9 protein-coding genes are annotated in these 19,194 nt (G+C 62.3%); all 9 read right to left on the reverse strand.

The annotated features are described in order from the left end of the window. Positions 1-66: 66 nt before the first annotated feature. The gene (locus LUA85_RS10620) at positions 67-1,728 is read right to left on the reverse strand and encodes an acetolactate synthase large subunit (RefSeq protein ID WP_231469525.1); all 1,662 of its coding nucleotides are present in this window, start codon (positions 1,726-1,728) and stop codon (positions 67-69) included. A gap of 185 nt (positions 1,729-1,913) precedes the next feature. Continuing rightward, on the reverse strand, positions 1,914-2,312 hold the full coding sequence (locus tag LUA85_RS10625) for a type II toxin-antitoxin system HicB family antitoxin (RefSeq protein ID WP_231469527.1): 399 nt from the start codon (positions 2,310-2,312) through the stop codon (positions 1,914-1,916). Then, on the reverse strand, positions 2,309-2,497 hold the full coding sequence (locus LUA85_RS10630) for a type II toxin-antitoxin system HicA family toxin (RefSeq protein WP_231469529.1): 189 nt from the start codon (positions 2,495-2,497) through the stop codon (positions 2,309-2,311). Before LUA85_RS10630 ends, LUA85_RS10625 begins: the two co-directional genes overlap by 4 nt. 32 nt (positions 2,498-2,529) lie before the next feature. Further along, a complete protein-coding gene (gene cysS, locus LUA85_RS10635; protein ID WP_231469531.1) occupies positions 2,530-4,047 on the reverse strand; it encodes a cysteine--tRNA ligase in 1,518 nt (505 codons plus the stop codon). 54 nt (positions 4,048-4,101) lie between these two features. Then, entirely contained in the window at positions 4,102-13,617 is a 9,516-nt protein-coding gene (locus LUA85_RS10640; protein WP_231469533.1) for a hypothetical protein, read from the reverse strand. Continuing rightward, a complete protein-coding gene (locus LUA85_RS10645) occupies positions 13,617-15,326 on the reverse strand; it encodes a ShlB/FhaC/HecB family hemolysin secretion/activation protein (protein WP_231469535.1) in 1,710 nt (569 codons plus the stop codon). Before LUA85_RS10645 ends, LUA85_RS10640 begins: the two co-directional genes overlap by 1 nt. A gap of 279 nt (positions 15,327-15,605) precedes the next feature. Then, positions 15,606-16,385 carry a hypothetical protein gene (locus tag LUA85_RS10650; protein ID WP_231469537.1) on the reverse strand — a complete coding sequence of 260 codons (780 nt, stop codon included), beginning with the start codon at positions 16,383-16,385 and terminating at the stop codon, positions 15,606-15,608. 1 nt (position 16,386) lies between these two features. Further along, positions 16,387-17,169, reverse strand: coding sequence for a hypothetical protein (locus LUA85_RS10655; RefSeq protein WP_231469539.1), 783 nt, complete (start codon positions 17,167-17,169; stop codon positions 16,387-16,389). Next, on the reverse strand, positions 17,156-19,159 hold the full coding sequence (locus LUA85_RS10660) for an adenylate/guanylate cyclase domain-containing protein (protein WP_231469541.1): 2,004 nt from the start codon (positions 19,157-19,159) through the stop codon (positions 17,156-17,158). Before LUA85_RS10660 ends, LUA85_RS10655 begins: the two co-directional genes overlap by 14 nt. Between the last annotated feature and the right edge of the window lie 35 nt (positions 19,160-19,194).

Genomic DNA, 19,194 nt, shown 5'->3' on the forward strand with positions numbered 1-19,194 from the left:
TGCGGATGCGCGCGGCCACTCTGGATTGCTTCGTCGCTACGCTCCTCGCAATGACGAAGTTTGCAATTACAGCGCCTTCGACAGATCCTTGATGTCCTTGTTCAGAATCTGGTCGTTCTCCGAATAGTCCACCGGGCAATCGATCAGGTGAACACCCGGCGTCGAATTGCAGTGGGCGAGCAGTTCCTTGAGGTGCGCAGCACTTTCCACGCGGTAGCCACTGGCGCCATAAGCCTCGGCGTATTTGACGAAATCGGGGTTGCCATACGTCAGCCCGAAATCCTCGAACCCCATGTTCGCCTGCTTCCAGCGAATCATGCCATAGGAATTGTCGTTGAGGATCAGCACCGTGAGGTTCAAACCCAAACGGACGGCAGTTTCCATCTCCTGGCTGTTCATCATGAACCCGCCATCGCCGCAGATCGCCATCACCTTGCGTTCAGGATAAAGCATAGCGCTCATCATCGCGGACGGCAGCCCTGCGCCCATTGTGGCCAGCGCATTGTCGAGCAGCACGGTGTTCGGCTGGTAAGCCGCATAGCCGCGCGCGAACCAGATCTTGTAGACGCCGTTATCAAGGCAGATGATCGCATCTTCGGGCAAGGCATCGCGGATCGCCTGCACCAGATGCGGCGGGAAGATCGGGAAGCGCGTGTCTGCGGCCAGCGGCGCGGTGTGCGCCACTTCGGCGGCGCGATAGGCCAGCATATGATCGAAATTCCACGTCGGATTGGGCGTGATCGCTTCCTTCATCTGCCAGATCGCGTTGGCGATATCGCCGATCACCTCGATACTGGGGAAGTATACCGGATCGACTTCGGCGGTCTTGGTCGAAACGTGAATCACCGGGGTTCCGCCTTCACGCATGAAGAACGGCGGCTTTTCGATCACATCGTGCCCGACGTTGACGATCAGGTCGGCATCTTCGACGGCACGATGAACGAAATCGCCTGCCGAAAGCGCCGCACAGCCGAGGAACTTGGGGTGCCGTTCATCGATCACGCCCTTGCCGAGCTGGGTCGTCAGGAACGGAATCCCGGTCTTCTCGACGAATTCGGCCAGCATCTTGCCGGTCAGTTTGCGGTTTGCGCCCGCGCCGATGACCAGCACCGGGGCTTTGGCGTTCTGCAGTGCATGCACCGCCTGCATCACCGACTTGGCATCGGCATTGGGGCGGCGGACAAGGCTGCGCTTGAGCGGCGTCGAATCAGTGTGCTCGTCGGCAATGTCTTCCGGCAGTTCGATATGCGTTGCGCCGGGCTTTTCCTCTTCGGCAAGGCGATAGGCCTCACGCACACGGCTGGGGATGTTGTCCGATGATTGCATCTGGTGCGTGAACTTGGTGATCGGCGCCATCATCGAGACGACATCGAGAATCTGGAAGCGGCCCTGCTTGGATTTCTTGATCGGCTTCTGGCCGGTGATCATCAGGATCGGCATGCCGCCCAGCGTGGCATAGGCCGCCGCGGTGACGAAGTTGGTCGCGCCCGGTCCCAGCGTTGCGATGCATACGCCGGTTTTGCCCGTGTGGCGGCCATATGTTGCGGCCATAAAGCCCGCGCCCTGTTCATGGCGGGTGAGGATCAGCTTGATCTTGGTGGAACGGGACAGCGAATCGAGGAAATCGAGGTTTTCTTCGCCCGGAACGCCGAAGATATATTCGCAGCCCTCTTCCTCAAGGCATTCGATGAACAGGTCTGATGCTTTCTTGCCAATACCGTCGGCCATTGTCGCGTCGCTCCATCTGCCAAGAGAACCGCAAAGCTGCGGCGTCTCTCTCCCCAATGTGGATGCGACCCTCAGGACGTTTCACCGATGCCAGCCGTTATCGACCCCGCACCTGCCCCTTGGAACAAGGACTAGCAAGGCAGGCGGACAGAGTCACGCTGTGCCTGCAATTCCAGAAATCGTTTTCAAAGGTGGCGGTGTTCGATTTCTTTGCGCGCAGCATCGGCCAGAAAAGCACTGCGCGTGAGATTGCGTTCAGACGCAGCGCGATCAATCGCCTCAAGCATCCCGCGATCAAGCGAGATGTTCGCCCGAACCTGCCGCCCGGTGCGGCGAATGTGCGGCACGGCAACCAGAAATGCACCCTCGGCAAGGTCGGCAGCGGCGGCTTGACGAATGTCCTCAAGGCTACTGGGCGCGATGGTTTGATCTGCGTCCTCGAACCAGAGCTCCAGCGCTTCGCAAGCGTTTGGCACCAGCTGCTCAACCTCATCCGACGCGGAAAAGCAGCCGGGAAGATCGGGAAAGTGGACGCCAAATGCGCTGTCTGCCTGCTTGTGAACGACTGCGTAAAAATATGTCATAGCCAACCTGCCATCATTGCGATGCTGCGCGCAGTGCCAAGCGGCATGTCCTTTTTCGGATGAGGGACGATCACGGTTACACCATCACGGCGGAACTTGTGATGCGATCCTTTGACCGATATCTCGACAAAGCCTTCGGCGAGCAACCGTTTGACAATCTTGCGGCTATCGCGCTCCATGTGCATTTATATACACACAAATGCGCGAAGTAACAAGGTCAACCAAGCTTCCATTCCCAGCCAAGCGGATCGCCGTCCATTGCCTCGACGCCGTGGGCAGCAAGTTCATCGCGTAGCGCGTCAGAGCGAGCGAAGTCTTTGGCGGCGCGGGCTTCCTTGCGGGCGAGGAGCGCGGCTTCGATTTCGGCTTCGTCGAGTTCGACGCCTTTTGGACGGATGCGCAAATCTGCACGATCCAGTTTCAAAAGATCCAAGCCGAGGACCTGATCCATTGTAGCGATAAGGTGCCAACGCTTCTTATGGCTTATCATTTTATCGCCAAGGACTTCCTCAATAAGAGGTAGGCATTTTGGTGTATTGAGATCGTCAGAGATGGCCTCCAAGAACTCAGTAAGAACACCGGTCTCGTCAGCCACCTCCCACTCTTCAGTTGGGATCGGAAGGTATGCACGTGTGGAATCAACCGGTTGGCCAGCCGACTCAAACTCCTTCGAAAGTTGAACCGCCACAGCCTTGTACATCCGCTTCAACCGCGTCAGCGCCGCGCCCAGCCCTTCCCAGCTGAACTCCAGTTCGCTGCGGTAGTGCGCCTGCAGGCACATCATGCGGTAGGCGAGCGGGTGGTAGCCCTTGTCGATCAGCAGTTGCAGGCGCAGGAATTCGCCCGACGATTTGCTCATCTTGCCAGACCGCTCGACCAGAAAGTTGTTGTGCATCCAGATCTTCGCGCCCGAATTGGCGGGAAGGTCAAGGCCGTTGGTGCAGCAGAACGCCTGATTCTGCGCGATCTCGTTAGGGTGGTGAATCTCGCGGTGATCGATGCCGCCGGTGTGAATGTCGAACGGGAAGCCCAGCACTTGTCCCGACATGACCGAGCATTCGAGATGCCAGCCCGGTGCACCCCGTCCCCACGGCGAATCCCATTCCATCTGGCGCTTTTCGCCCGCAGGCGTCTTGCGCCAGATCGCGAAGTCCGCCGCATTGCGCTTGCCCTTGACCGCCTCGATCCGGCCCTCACCGTCATCAGTCTGCGCCCGCGCCAATCGGCCATAATCGGCCACCGTCGAAACATCGAAATACAGCCCGCTATCCAGTTCATAGCAGTGCTGCGGCGCGATCTTTTCGGCAAACTGGATCATCTGCGGGACGTATTCGGTCGCCACGGTCCACTGCGCGGGCTGGCGGATGTTCAGCGCGCGAATGTCAGCCCAGTAGGCCTGCTTGTAGTGTTCGGCGATGTCCCAGATCGAACGCGATTCAGCGCGCGCCATCTTCTCCATCTTGTCTTCGCCCGCATCGGCATCGTCGGTGAGGTGACCGACATCGGTGATGTTGATGACATGCGTCAGCTTGTAGCCCTTGAACGACAGCGTCCGCCCCAGCACATCGGCAAACACATAAGCGCGCATGTTGCCGATGTGCGGGTAGTTGTAGACGGTCGGCCCGCAGGAATAGACACGCGCTTCACCTGCATGGACCGGCTGGAACGGCTCCAACTGGCGGGTTAGGCTGTTGAACAGCTTCAGCGGGGCGGCATTGGTGGACGCATCGGACATGCCCTGCCCTTGCCCCGCACCCGCCCGTCCGGTCAAGCCTTCAGCAGTCCCGGCTCACTCATCCTCTTCATCGTCACCCAGCAGATCGTCATTGCCGGTGCCGGTCACCGGCTCATCGATCAGCGGTTCGAACCCGGCGGGCGCGATCTGGTTTATCTGGATCAGCGTGCTGCGGGTGAAACTGTCGGCCACTTGCAGCGCGGTATCTTCAGGATTGTCGTCCAGCACTTCGGCGATCACATCGCGGACGATGACCTGATCGAACACCGGCGGCTCCTCCACCGGCTCGACCCCGCAGGACGCGACATTTGCGATCACGCAGCCGTTGACCGACGACAGCGGGGTGAACTCCTCCTCAAGGTCGATAAGATCGATGGCATCGATGCCGGTTGCCCCATCGACCGTGCCGTTGATCACGATGTCGAGCGTGCCGCCATCGCGGCTGTCTATCGACAGGCTGCCCGCAACAAAGCCACGCCGCTCGGCAAAGCCGGTGCCGACCGCGGTGTTCTGGACATAGACTTCGCGGTCCGATTGCAGGTCGATCACTTCGGCTTCGATCAGCGTACGATCAGCCGTGACACCGTCATTCGCTGACAGGCGCTCGGTGATCGCAGCCGTGTCGGTCAAGGCAGAGATGTCCTCCAGCGCATCGCGCGTGACCATGGCGATGCCGCTGCCCGATATGCGAAGCGTACCCCCGCGCGCCTGCCCTTCGGTGAGCCGGATAGACCCTGTGGTGGCATCAAGGAACACGCCGTCCGATCCATCGACCGAGAGCGTGTTGCCCGCCGCATTGGCAAGCGAGACTGCGCCAAGGAAAGAGACCAGCCCGCTGGACTGAAGCGAAAGCCGCCCCGTCTGGCCAATCTGGCCTGCTGTGGTTCCCGATTGCGCCGTGGCCGCAAGATCACCCACCAGCATTGCGCTGCCGCCGCCGATGGACAGGTTGCCGCGTGACTGGATACGGGCAAATTCGGCCTGACCCAGAGCGTATACGCTGGTTTGCGACGCAATGGCATCGCCCAGCCGGGTGACGCTTTGCCCAGCGTTCGACAGGACAATGTCATCGGTGTGCGAGGATTCGCCGAGTTGCCCCGTGCTGGCGATGGCTATGTCTGCCGATGACAGAGCCATGGTCTTTCCGGTGGCGAGCCCATTGAGGCGGATGGTGCCGCCTGCGTTGGCGACAAAGGCGTTGGCCGCATCGGCAGTCGTATCGATCTGGATATCGCGCAAGGCATCGATCACAATATCGCCCTGCCCGATCACCCCCGGAACGACATTGGCCTGGGGGCGCACGGCATCGCTGAACACATCGGCGTAGCCTGCCGAAAGACGCCGGATCGAAACATCTGCTCCGGTGGAGCGCAGCGCGATATCGCCCCGCGCATTGATCGTGTCACCGTTGATGGTGCCTGCTGCGGTAACATCGACATTGCCGTTGGTCGCGTCGATCAGGCGGATGCGCAAGGCGCCGGGCGAGGTCAGGCTGACCGCATCGGCCTGTGCCGTCACCTCGCCAGTGGCCGTGATCGAGGCAAGGTTGATCGCACCATTGGACGAAAGATCGAAATCAGCGCCGGAGATCGAGGCCAGCGAAAGGTCATCGTTGGTGTTGATCGAGACGTCGCCTTTGGCCGTGATGGCATTGCCGGTCATCGAACGGTTGTTCGTCGCGAAGCCTGCACCAGCCTTGATCGTGTCAAAGGCCAGCGAACCCGCATCGATCCCGACGGAACCCGTGGCATCCAGTTGTGCGACGGTCAGCGCGCCGGTCGTTCCGATATTGATCTCACCGCTTCTGCCCGATCCGCCGCGCGCGCGGATGTTGCCGCCCGCGATGCTGGCACCGCGCAGGAAGATGTCGCCGCCATCGAGCGTGGCATAGCGCAGTTGCCCGCCGACATTGAAGCGCACCAGACCCGGTGCATTCACCGTGCCGCCGATAACGCTGCCATCGGCCACGACATCGGCGTTGCCGCCGGCGCGGATCGAATCGAACGTGAACGAACCGGCATCGACCAGCACGCTGCCTCCAGCCACCGTTTCGGCAATGTCGATTGCGCCGCCGCTATAACTGATCGCTCCTCCGGCGCGTACGCTGCCAAGATCCAGCGTTGCCCCCGAAAGTTCTGCCGATGTCCCCGCGACCACCGTCCCGCCGGAGACAGCGCCGCCTGCGACCCGCGCAAGGCCAGCCGAGTTGACGCTTTCAAAAGTCACGTCGCCGCCGGTCGTCGACCGGATCGAAACCATGCTGCCGGTGATGGTTTGCCCCAGCACGTCAGCCCCGGTGATGTTCACACCAGTCCCGGAAAGCGCATCGAAAGTGATGTCGCCTGCGGTGATGGTCAACGCCTGCCCTGCCGTGGCGGTGCCCAGCGTGGCCGGTCCGCCGATGGTCAACGCAATGTTGCCCACTGCCGAAAGCGACGGCGCGGTGAGGCTGGCAGCAGCGATGGCCAATGACGACCCGGCACTTGCCGAGATCAGGGAAAGCGGGCCGGTTCCCACGATATCAAGCGTCGTCCCGGCATCAACCGTGCCGCCGGTGATCGTGCCGCCCGCAAGGCTGATCGCCCCCGCAGCCGAAATGGCATCGAACGTCAACAGCGCCGGATCGATGAAGACCGAACCACTGTGCGATTCTACCGTGCCGAGCGCGGCGGTGTTCACCACTGTCAGTGTAAGGTTGCCGAGCGAGCGAAGGAACCCAACCGTCAGATCATCGGCTGTAACGTCCAATGTACCAACTGCTTCGGCTGCAAATCCGGTAACCGTCGAGCCATTGAGCGAGAGATCGCCCAAAACAGTCAGCGCGCCAAAATCGATAGTTTCGGCTGAAAGCGAGAGATCGTCCACATCGGCCAGGAAAGTTGAACCCAGCGCGATAGTCCCAACGGCATCGAGGGCGCCGCTGTTGCCACCCAGTTTGAGCGTACCGACCATGATGTCACCACCGGCATTGATCCGCGCATTGGTTGCCGCGCTGCCAGTGCCAAGGCTGAGCGCATCCACGCGCAGCGATCCGGGGGTGGTGAACGAAGCTTCCGGTGCACCGCCAATGGCGGCGGCGGTGGTCAATTGCCGGGCAGCCGTGATCGAGCCGGCATCGATATCGCCGCCAAAGGTCAGGCCGACATCGTCCGTGAAACTTTCGACATGGCCGGTCCCGGTCAATGATCCTGCGCCCGAAAGCGCGACGCTGCCGCCGTTGACTGTCGAACCGCCAAGCAGCGCGATATCGCCTTGCGTGGATGCGATGGTCGCATTGGCGGTGCCGGAAACGAAAACCTGCGATTCAAGATCACCGGCGGTGATGTCACCCAGCGCGCGAATGCGGACGGTCGAACCCGATATCGCACCGGCGAGACGGACATCGCGGGGACTGGCGCTGCCCTGCCCGATGGCAACATTACCATCCATGAAGATTTCACCGATGCAGATCGCGCCGTCGAGACAATCGGGATCGAGACGACCTCCGTCGTCGCGGCGTTCATCGCCAAGAGCGATCAGCGAAGTGACGTCTGCCTGCAAGCCGTTGCCGAAGAATGTCGCCTGCCTTGCGTCGATTGCGGCGCCCGACAGGGTAATCGTGCCATTGTTGGAATCGACGCTTGTTCCGCCGCCGAAAGACAGTGCCGCGATGTCACTGGGTTCAAGCGTGTGGTTCACGGCAAGCCCACCGGCGCGGAAGCGCATGCCCCCTGGGTTGGCTGGCTGGCTGGCATTCGCCGCAATCAGATTATTCCCGTCCACGACGATATCGTTGCCGCTGGCGAAATCCATCGCGGTTGCCGATTCGATGACATTGCCTTCCGTCACGAAGATGCCACCGCCGCTGGCGAAGCTGGCCGTGCCATCGGCACGAATTTCGCCACCGCCTTCAACTTCGCCCAGGGTGAGCGTGGCCGGGTAATAGAATGTCTGCCCATCGACGACTGCGCCCGCAGCGATCGCGATGTTGTTGCCGTAAGCGTTGCGCACGGTCACATCGTTGCCGCCGCGCACCAGCACGTTGCCGTTGGAGAAATAGCCGCTGCGCGAATCGCCGGTAATATCGTTCCCGGCATAGACATCGACACTGCCCAGACCAGCGGCGTTGGCGGGGCCATAGAGGTTGAAGTTGAAGTTGGCGTCCACCCTGAGGCTGCCGCTGGCGTGGACAGGCGCGCAGGTGGCATCGGGGCAATTCACGCTGGCGATATCGATGGAGCCGAAGCTGCCGAGGTCGATGTCAGTGGCATTGAACTGGCCACCGTCAAAACCGGTGATGAAGATGCCGCTATCGCTGCGCAAAACGGCCGTGCCACCCACCGTGAGGCCCGCGGAACCGAACATATCGACGGTGATGATGCCGGAAGCCTCAAGCGTCAGTGCCCCATCGATGGTGATCGGCGAAAGAAATGCATCAATCACGATGCCGGGTTGCGCGCCGCCTGTTCCCGTTGCGTTGCCGGTGAAGCTGGCAAAGCGCATGGTATCGCCCGCCGGGTGACTGAAGTTCCGCAGGATGATGGAGCCTGCATCGTTGGCGAACAGGAAATCCCCATTGCCGGTGATGTAGTTCGTAGCGCTGGTTACATCGACATCCGTGCTGCCTGCGACAAGGTTGCCGATGTTGCCATCAAGATCATCGAACGAGGCGAAGGTGACGGTGCCACCCGCAGCATTGTCTACCGTGGCGGAACCGCCCTGCCCCGATCCACCGGGGCCGAAGCCCCCTGAGGAAAAGGCGAAATTGAAATAGGTAGTGCCGATCGCGTCGATTTCCAGTGCGCCAGCGACGAGTTCGCCGCCGTCTGCACTGAAGGAAACCACGCCGCCGCGACCGCCGAGGCTGCGTCCGGCGTTGCCGCCGTTGCCGCCGATCGCATCGGGATCGCTGGTATTGACCCCGCTGCCATCCCCGCCGATGCCTGCCAGACCGCTATCGCCATTGGCGAAAATGAGGGTTGTGTCCGTCGGTGCAAGGTTGACCGTTCCGGTCGAATTGGCGGCAATCGAAATCGATCCACCAAGTCCCGTGCCGCTGTTACCGCCCGTACCTCCGTTTCCGCCATTGCCATTGGCATTGAAGATGGCGGAAACGCCTGTGCCGCCGTCACCACCGAAGGCATTGGCGTTCAGTTCCGCACCACCACCAGGTTCGGCCACATCGAGCCGCCCGCTGTATTCGGCGAGAAGCTGGATCGACCCCCCGGTGGCCGCGCCACCTGCGCCACCCGAAGCACCAAGGCCGGTGACAAGATCGTTGCCCGCCCCACTTGCCGCGTTGCCGCCATAGCCGTTAGCATTGGCCAGAAGGCTGCCGATGCTGAGCGTTGCCTGCGGGCCAGAGGTGATCAGGCTGATCGTGCCGCCGGTGCCACTGCCGCCTGATGCGCCGGCCGATGCCTTCAAGGGCGAATCAACGTCTGCATCCGACAGATCACCACCTGCACCGCCCACACCGCTGGCGTCGAACGCCGCAATCCCGAAGGCCAGTGCGCCGCCATCTTCGGCGCGGCCCGCGATAGAACCGCCCGTGCCCGAACCGCCAGCCCCGCCTTGCCCCGTGGAGGTCCAGCCGTTGGCGGAGGCATTGCCACCCAGCCCGCCATCGCCGCCCAGACCTTCAACCGCCAGGTTGCGCGAATCGACAAAAGCGGAAACGTCCAGCTGACCAAAATTGGCAGCGATGAAGGAAACGCTGCCGCCCGTGCCTGAACCGCCTGCACCGCCGCTGCCCGCGCCATCGACCAGATCGGACCCGTTGCCACCATCGCCGCCCGAACCGCCGCGCCCCCACGCCGCAATGGCATTGCCGCTGAGTGTCAGATTGGCTTCGAACCCGTCGGAAAGGATTTCAATGCTGCCGCCCTGCGCATTGCCGCCCGCGCCGCCATGCTGATCGAGTGTGGAATTGCCGCCATTGCCAGCGCTGCCCACTGCCGAAAGTGCAGGCGTGTTCAGCGTGACGAACCCGCCAATCGCATTCACGATGGCACTGCCGCCCGTGCCGTTGCCCCCTGCGCCGCCGGTCTGCCCGGCTTCACCCGCCCGGCCGATACCGTCAGCGTTGAGGCTTATCAGGCGCAAATCATCGGACGACGTGAGATCCGAAAAGTCGGTGCCGATCGCGAACGTGGCCGTGCCGCCTGTGCCGCTGCCACCCGATCCGGCCAGAACCGCGCTTTCACCACCGCCATAGGCCTGGTTGCCTGAAAAGCCGCCAAGCCCGGTTGCAACGATCGCGACGGACGCAGCATCCAGATCGCCGGAAAGATAGCTGACGCCAGCCGAACCGCCAATTCCGGCTCCGCCGGAACCGGAATTGGCAAGATAGGGGCTGAAGGTGGAATCAGAGTAGGTTTCACCGCCTGCTCCACCTTCGCCGATGGCCTGGACCAATACCGACAGGTTTGTGACGTTGGGATCGGCCGCATCCTGCAAGCCGCCACCGTCGATTGTCAGCAGCGCCGTGCCGCCCTGCCCGATGCCGCCCGCGCCAGCTGTTCCGTCCGCATAATAGACACCGCCGCCGTTGCCGTAATAGCGGGTATAGCCATAGCCGTAATCGATGGACTGATTGCCATTGGCCGAAATGGTCACCTCGTCGCTGACCAGCAGCCCGCCGGTCAGGGTGGCCGACGCATTGCCGCCGGTGCCGTTGCCGCCATTGCCTGCGCCAACGCCGGTATAGTCATCGTGATCGGCGCCGTCGCCACCGAGACCCGCTGCCGAAATTTCGAGCGAATTGGCCGTTACGATACCACCGCTCACCACCAGCGATGCGGTTCCGCCCGTACCGTTGCCGCCGTTGCCCGGATCGAACCCGGCAAAGTTGGCGCCGTTGCCGCCTTCGCCATTGGCCATGATCTGCAGGTCGTTGACGGTGAACAATCCGTTTTCGACGGTGAATGATGCCGTGCCGCCAAAGCCGTCCGCGCCATCGCCGCTACCTGTGCCGAGCGCAAGCGAGCTGAATGCCAGAAGCCCCCCTTCACCGGAATTTGCGGTGCCCATGGCATCCATCTGGAAACTGCCAACCTCGAAGCTGGAGGTACTGCCAGTCTGGCGGAAGCTGGTTGTTCCCCCGCGCCCCGCGCCAGAGGCTCCGCCATCGCCATTGCTGTAACCCGCCGTGCCGATGGAGCGCTGATCGAAATTGCTGGCGGCAAAGGTGCTGGCATCAAGCACAAAGCTGACATCGCCGCCGATGCCGTCGCCACCATCAACGCCATCGTCCCCATTGGCGCCATAGCCATAAGAGTACAGCCCGACAGAGTAGAGCGCATCCAGCGTTGCCCCGTTGCGCAGCGCCAGAGCAATATCGCCGCCAGTGGCGTCCGATCCATCATTCGCGGCAGAAGCCGTGGTGTAGGCCTGGAAACTGCCGAGCGACAGCGAACTGCCGTCAATCGTGATCGCAATGGTTCCGCTGGTCTGCTCGCCGATCTCACCGTAGGCATAAGCGTTGAGAGCAAGGTAGCCCTGCCCCAGATCGAGCGCCGCGCCGTTGACGAGCGACAATCCCACCGTGTTGGGCGTGGCAAGCGCGCCGTAGGCATTTGATGAAATGCCAAGATAACCATATAAACCATCGGTGATCGTCACATCGGCATTATCGAGCGAAAGCGCGACATCGCCGAGGGCGACGCCACCGCCTTCCGATGCACTTGCTGAGTTGCTGAGGCCGAGCGACGAAATCAGGAACGTATCGACACTGTTGGCGAACGATGCCTCTACCCAGCCCGCGCTTGCCTGCTGCGGGGCAAGATCGCTACCGAAACTCGCATTGGCTGAAGAGTCCAGTGTCATGCGGTCGGCAAAATGCAGACCGCCATCGACTGCGAAAGTAACATCGCCGGCAATCGAGGACGCTCCGGCAAGCGGGATCTGCGACTGGGAAAAATAGGCGGCGGACGCAACGGATGTCAATTGCACACTTGCGAGCGAAACCTGCCGCGCCGGTGAATTGGGATTGTCTTGCAGTGCCGCGAATCCGACGTTGCCCGCCTGCGCGGTTCCCACCGACAATTGGCCGATACCGCCGGTTGCCTCGGACATAAGGACTGTGTCGCCATCGACGAAAAAGTCCGCATCGCGCACGACGATGCTGACATTGCCCGAACGGACGTCATCGCCCACCGATCCCGCTTCAAGGACATCGCCGTTGTTCGGGTCGCGCTTTACCAGGCCGATTGCCGTGGAAACCGCGTTCAGGTCACCCGTGACCGCAAGACTGGCTCCGCTTGCAAGATCGACGGAAATGTCCCCGCTTGCCGTTGTGGAGGTGGAGCGAAGGTCCAAGGTTCGGCCCACCGTCAGGGCACGGCCCGTACCGATATCGACATTCAGATCGCCAGCCGCCCAGAGATAGGCATTGCCCGCGAACGCTACGTCAGCCGTCGTGGCGTCCACCGCGATCGTGCCGCTGGCGTAACCGCTGATGTCGTTGGTGGCGGTCAGGCCTTCGATCGACAGCGAGGCATTCGCGCCCACCGGCGTATCGGTCGGCACCGATTGACCGGCGACATTGTACCCTGCCGAAAGGATGATCGAACCATCGATATCGAACTGGGCATTGGTGGCTGCCGCATAGCCGAGCGAGCCGGAAACCACGGCGGTCATCGCCTGGTTCTTCGGCACGGCAACCAGATAGATGCGGTGGTTCGGATCGGAGAAGTTCGCAGCCGGGCCGGTGGTCGTACCAGTGTGCGAAACGCCGGTGGAATCGTCGCTTCCGCTATCGACGACGATGTCGAACAGGCCGTTGTTGATCGTGATCGTCGCAGCTTCTGCGCCGACATAGGCCACCGAACCATCGACCCGGACCGTGCCGCCTTGCGACACGCGCGGGGCGACCATGGCGACATAACTGCCACTGGCAGAATTGGCGTTGATCTGCGCGCCGCCCGCAATCGTCACCGACGATGCGGGATCGGGCGCCGCGCCGAAACGGATCTCGCCATTATCGCCGAACAGCCGCGAAACCGTGTCCGTAGCGGGGTCTACCGTGATCGGCGAAGACGTCAGCACAAGGCTGCCGACATCGAACACACCGGTCGAACCGACGACCCAGCCGCCGGGGTTGTAGAACCAGACCTTGCCATTGCTTTCGGATTCGACCCGGCCGGCAATCGACAGCGGGCCACCGAATTGCGACGATGTGACCCGGTTGAGGACGGTATAATCCTCGCCGCCGCCATCGAACCGCAACGTATTGCCTTCGGGCAGGAACACGCCGGTCGAACTCGTCGCGTTCCAATCGAGCAGGGCTTCCGAAGCGATGACCACCACGGTATCGGTCTTCGTGCCGGAATCGCGCAGCACGGTCTCTATGCCGAACTGGATATCGGGCGTGCCAACCACGCCCTGGGCGCGAACGGGTGCAGGCGTGGCCATGAAAGCCAGCACCGCAGCGCCCGTCGAGATACCCGCCATGAGCCCGGCCAGCGCCGATGTGCGACGCCGCTTCGGCGCGCGAACGCCCGCGCGTTCCGGCATCCGCAACCACGCCTGCGTGGCGATGACGTGACCGTTGTTCAACACCGCTTGCCTGCGCACGATCGCCTCCGCCATCACAGCCTCCACGGAAGGAGCTGGGCCGAAAGATTAAGCATGAAACGCGCCTTGCCCTTGACGTTGAGGCCCAGCGGATCGTGCAGTGGCACCGCCACGCCTGCATCCACGCGCACCGTATCCAGCAACGAAACGCGCATGCCGCCGCCAAGCGAAACAACCTTCTGCGGGTTCAGCCCCCGATAGGCTACATCATGATTCCACACCCATGCAGCATCGACGAAGGCATAGGGTTGTGCGGCGTTGCTGCCCGCCACCTTGGGAATCAGCGAACCGACGCGCACTTCGCCGCGCGCACCCACGCCGCTGTCACTGATGATCGAACCTGGATCATAGCCGCGCCCGATGGTGTAGTTGCCGCCGGAGAATTCTTCATAGGAAAGCAGCTTGTCGGGCGAATACTGCGCGCGCGGTTGCAGACTGAACGTCAGCCGCCTGATCGGACGATATTCGAACACGCCGCTGGCGCGCACGACAAAGCCCTTGGCCGTGCCCTCGATCCGGCTGGGCGTGACGGCGCCCGCGCCGATGCAGGTGACGGCAAGCGTCCCGCGACAGCCGCGAGTTGCATCGAACACGCCGATGCCCTGGCGCACCTCGACCGTCGTCCCCCAGGCCCAATTGGGTTCGAACGGGGTGAACCCGTCGCGCCCGGTCAGGCTGGCCTTTGAAACCCCGTTCGTTTCGACGCGCGCATAGAGCACCCGCAGACGATCGCGATTGAGCGGAATGTTGCCGAAATCGAGGTTCTGGTTCGCAATCTGGCCACCAGCCGAAACCGAAAGGTTGTAAGCCTGCGAACGCAGCACCGGATACGTGCCCTCGATCGAGGCCGAAAGCGTTCGCGACCGGAAATCCGATGCGGCGCCGGTAATTGTAGGATCGGTCCAACCATAAGTGAAATCGCCGTGGAGCACGAAGCCTTCCCCGCCGATCCGCATGTCATGGCCGATCTGGAGCACTTTCTGCTCATCGAAATCGGCGCTGGCAAACAGGCTGGCGGTGGTGGCATCACCCATGCCGGTCAACCCGTTCAACTGGACGCGCGCCAGTCCGTTGTAGCGTCCGACGCTGTATGATCCGTAATTCTGCAGGCCAAGTTCGGCAAAGACAGGCACACGCCGCACGGTGACTTCGCCGATCACCTCGCCGGGCGACCCTTCGAGCGGGCGCAAGGCCAGTCGCACATCGAGACCGGGCACGTCCTTGGCCAGCAACAGATAGCGCTCGGCAGTATGCGTATTGAACACCGGCTCAAGCGTCAGCTTGTTGAGGTACTTGAGAAGTATCCCTTCCGATGCGCCCGGATCACCCTTGACCTGTACGCGCTTGAGATGAGCGAGCAGCACATCAAGCCGCACATTGCCGCCTTCGATCTTCTGCGGCGGCACCTGCACCGCGGCGAGATAGCCGGCCTGGCGCAATGCGGTGGCCGCACGGTCACGAATTTCGCAGATGACCGAAACGGGCTGATCGGTGCCTACATAGCCCGCATAGCTTTGCGACAGGTTGAAACCGGGCAGAACCTGCATACCGGTAAACGTCACCGACGACAGCTTGAGCCTGATCCCGGCAAAGTCAGGCGCAGCCAGCGGGCAAGGCGCGCGCTCCACCTCGGATGCGTCAACGCTGACCGGGCCACTCTGGTTAAGGGTGGCCTCGGCCACCCCGCGCTCGATTTCCTCGCGCGTCGGGGCCTGAATGCCCACCGGCGGAACCGCCTGGGCAAAAGCCGTCCCGGCCCAGCCAAGGCCGGAACATGCCAGCAAACAGGCCAGCGTAAACCGAATGCGTCGCGCTGACCTTATCAGCCCCGGAGCACATGCAGGGTAACGCGCTCTGCCAGAGAGCGACACAGGTTCGCGATAGGCCATTCGACTCTACTCTCCATCAGGCGCGACCCGTGATGTCATTTATCCTTCGGCTTATTACTGCCTAAACCTCCAAATCAAAGCTTTTCGGTCAAGCCAGACTTTCACCTTCCCGTATCAGGGTGAAACAACCGGCGGTTCTTCTGCCAGTGATTCCGCCAGCCAATCGAACTGTGCCTTGCAGCCATTGTCCAGCAACAACGTGCCCAGCGCCTCTGCATCGGCAGGGACGGCCTCCGGCTCGATCATCACGATCTGGAATTCGGCCACAGTGTCAGGCGTCGCTTCATCATAGATGCGATAAGTCCGGCCTTCCTGCGGCGCCAGCATTGTCTTGGGCCACGCAATGCCGACCGTCTTGGGCGGCCACTGCATTCGCACCATTTCCCCGCCGGTCGCCTCGGTCAGCCACGTGAAGCTGCGCCGCGAATTAGCGGTACGCCACAGATAGAGATCGCTGCCGCGAGGAACGCAGACCGTGCCCCCTTGCTCGGTGTCGGCCAGCCAGATGCTTACGGGCAGGATATTTTCGCCAGACGTATCGCCAATGCCACGCACAGCCCCTGCCCGCACGGATGCTGGATTGCTCAACGAACGGGCCAGCAAGGCCGCGGCTCCGCGATCGCGGTTGACCGCGCCGTTCAGCGAAAAGGTGCCCGCTCCGCGCAAAATCCGCGTACCTGCCTTGTCGAGCACCGTCACCACGTCGCCCGCCTTGAGCGTTACCGCGGCATTAGCCGGAAGGCGCTTGCCCTTGGGATAGTTCACCGCCGATGGGCCAGTTGACCGCACGACGACCGCTTGCGCCAGCACTTGTGCCGAAGCCCCGATGCCAAGCGTCAATGCCGCGATCATCGCGATCGTTCGCTGGGCTTTCCCGCCTGTTGAAACCGCCATTTCAGCCTCCCGCCTGCGTGGCCGCAGCCAGATTTGCCAGGAGATCGAGTTGGGCTGTGCAGCCCTTGCCCGCCATTGCCGCCGCTACTTCGATTTCATCGCTCGGCACTGCGGTCAGCAACATGGTGCGTATCTTGACCGGCGCCCCGACCGCGTTGCTGAAAGTGTAAGTCTGCCCGTCTACTACCGGCACACTCGCCGACGGCCAGACCTTCAGCGCACTGCCCGCGCGCCAGGTCACATCGGCGCTGCTGCCGTCCTGCGAAAGCAGCTTGCCGGTGCCTTCATCGGTGCGGGCGGGCCGCCACATGACCAGCGTGGCGGGATCGGCTACGCAGTAGGTGCCGCCCTTGCTCACGTCGATATGCCAGACGTTCTCCGGCCCTGTGGGCGCGGCGGGAACCGGCGCAGACAAGGCGCCGCGCACTGCTCCGGTCCGCGTACGTGCGGCGCCACCGCGCGCCATCATCGCTGCCAGTGCCGTGCCGCCCGAAGCGTCGCGATTGACCGCGCCGTTCAGCGTGAACGTGCCCGGCCCTGAAAGCACCCGCGTACCCGATTTGTCGAGCACGGTAACGAGATCTCCCGCCCGCAGCGTGACGGCCGAATTTGCCGCCAGCTTCTTGCCCTGGGGATAGGTCGCCGCGGAAGGTCCGGTCGATCGCACGACCACCGATTGCGCGCAGGCAGCGCCCGCCAGCATCAGCCCGGCCATGGCCGCAGCACCTGCCAGAACAGCCTTTGCGGCCCCTCCGCGCGTGAATGGTGCATCAACCCAGAACATAACTTTCTCCCTTGTGCGTATGCCGCAGTCTCTCGATCAAATTCATCATTGCATCGTCTTCATGCGCCGATTCGAGGATCGTGTCTGTGAGAGCCTGCACACGTTCCACCTCACCCGCTGAATGCGCGCTGACGGCATCTCTTGCCAGATTGCGCTTCTCTGCGGCCATGTCTGGAACCGGCTCAAATATATCAACAGGGGTTTTGCGCCCCCGCAGCGTGACCGAACCCATAGGCCGGAACCAGTCAAGGCCCGACCGTTCCGCCGCCTCCCGGCTGACCAGAACTTTCGTATCGAGCGGCTTGTTCGCCCCTTCAAGGCGCGCCGCGGTGTTCATGGCATCGCCGAGCGCGGTGTACTGGATGCGACCCTCGCCGCCGAAATTGCCCACCACAGCATCGCCATAATGCAGCCCCACGCGCGTCCGTCCGATTTTCGGTACGCCTTCGGGCACAGCCTTGCGAAACTCCTCGCCCGCCAGATACATCGCATAGGCGGCCTTCACCGCCCGCTCACCATCGTCGGGATAGGCAATCGGCGCGCCCCAGAAGGCCACCACCGCATCGCCCACGAACTTGTCGAGCGTACCGCCGTATTGCAGCACCACCGCGCTCAACCGATCGAGGTAATCGTTGAGCAACCGTGCGATGACTTCCGGCTCGACCGCATGCGTCAGCTTGGTAAAGCCTTCCAGATCGCTGAACAGGCAGAATATTTCGCGCTTTTCACCATGAAGCGAAAGGCGTTCCGGGTTGCGCATGATTTCAGCGGCAACAGAGCGTGGCAGATACTTGCCCAGCGCGCCTTGCGCAAATTCGCGCTGTGCCGCGTTGATCGCGCGCAAGCTGGAACTCAGCGCGGTGTAAGCGATCAGCCAGCCGACCAGCCAGCCGGTTGCGGGCAGGCCCAGCGTGTCGAATCCCGCGCGCTCGACCACGAATGGCACTGCAAGGAAAAAGCCGAATTGCGCGATCACCGCCAGCGCCAGCACCCATGTGCGCGTCTGGACCAGCGCTGTCAGCGCACCCAGTCCTACAGCCAGCAAGGCCGCCAGCACATTAACCCACATGGCGGGCGGCGCCTTCCAGGCCTTGTCCAGCAATTGCGCCAGCATCGAGGCGTGAACCTCGACGCCGATCATGCGCGTTTCGCCAGTCACCGGATTACCGGTGCGCGTGAACGGCGTATCGAACTGGTCGAAGTCTGAAAAATCGCCGCCAATCAGCACATAGCGCCCCTTGACCGCCTCTGCGACCAGCGGAGCGGTTTCCGGGTCGGCCAGCAGGTCGATCGGAATCTTGTCGAAAACCGGACGGTCGCTGGCGGTGGGGATGCGGTAACGGATCGGGCCTGTGTACTTCGCAAAACGAGGATCGGCGTCCGGCCCGCCATTGGTCAACGCCAGCGACAGCAAAGGCGGCAGGCCCGCATGCTGCCGCGGCCAGCGGCGCGCCACATTGTCCGCATCGGTTTCAAGCAGGATCGATGCAGGTTTTACCAGATCGGTCTGCGCAGATGCCATGAAGGCGCGCAAGTCCTGTTCCTGCTCGTAAGTTATCGCATTGGGATTGGTTCGGTTGTCCGCAAAGGCCAGGAAAACCGGCGTTCGCATGGCCTTGAGCGATGCCCGCAGGGTATCATCGTCATCTTGCGGGCTATCGAACAACACGTCGATGCCAATACCCTTGGCGCCCAGCTGGTCGATCTGCACCAGCGCTTTTGCAAGAATCGTGCGGTCAACCGGTGAAATCTGCCCGGTCGCGCGATTGGTGTCGGCGGTGTAGACCACCATCGTGATCCGCTTGTCGGTATCGGTCGGTGGTGCGAAGCTGGCGGCGCGGATATCGTAGAGCGCGGCCTCGGCATCGTGCAGCAGAGGCAAGCGCCAGGAATTGAACGCAAAATACAGCGCCAGCGCCACAAGAATGGCGGCGATTCCCATCCTCTGCCAGCCAAGCTGCTTCATGCCGCGCCGTGCGGCCAGGCCCATTTCGCGCGGACTGTTTCTGGTATTTGCGCCCGATT

This window comes from Novosphingobium sp. CECT 9465, from assembly GCF_920987055.1.
GTDB lineage: Bacteria > Pseudomonadota > Alphaproteobacteria > Sphingomonadales > Sphingomonadaceae > Novosphingobium.

Coding starts and splice junctions, on each gene's coding strand:
- LUA85_RS10620 (WP_231469525.1), bottom strand. CDS start 1,728: ATGGCCGACGGTATTGGCAAGAAAGCATCAGACCTGTTCATCGAATGC.
- LUA85_RS10625 (WP_231469527.1), bottom strand. CDS start 2,312: ATGACATATTTTTACGCAGTCGTTCACAAGCAGGCAGACAGCGCATTT.
- LUA85_RS10630 (WP_231469529.1), bottom strand. CDS start 2,497: ATGCACATGGAGCGCGATAGCCGCAAGATTGTCAAACGGTTGCTCGCC.
- cysS (WP_231469531.1), bottom strand. CDS start 4,047: ATGTCCGATGCGTCCACCAATGCCGCCCCGCTGAAGCTGTTCAACAGC.
- LUA85_RS10640 (WP_231469533.1), bottom strand. CDS start 13,617: ATGGCGGAGGCGATCGTGCGCAGGCAAGCGGTGTTGAACAACGGTCAC.
- LUA85_RS10650 (WP_231469537.1), bottom strand. CDS start 16,385: ATGGCGGTTTCAACAGGCGGGAAAGCCCAGCGAACGATCGCGATGATC.
- LUA85_RS10655 (WP_231469539.1), bottom strand. CDS start 17,169: ATGTTCTGGGTTGATGCACCATTCACGCGCGGAGGGGCCGCAAAGGCT.
- LUA85_RS10660 (WP_231469541.1), bottom strand. CDS start 19,159: ATGGGCCTGGCCGCACGGCGCGGCATGAAGCAGCTTGGCTGGCAGAGG.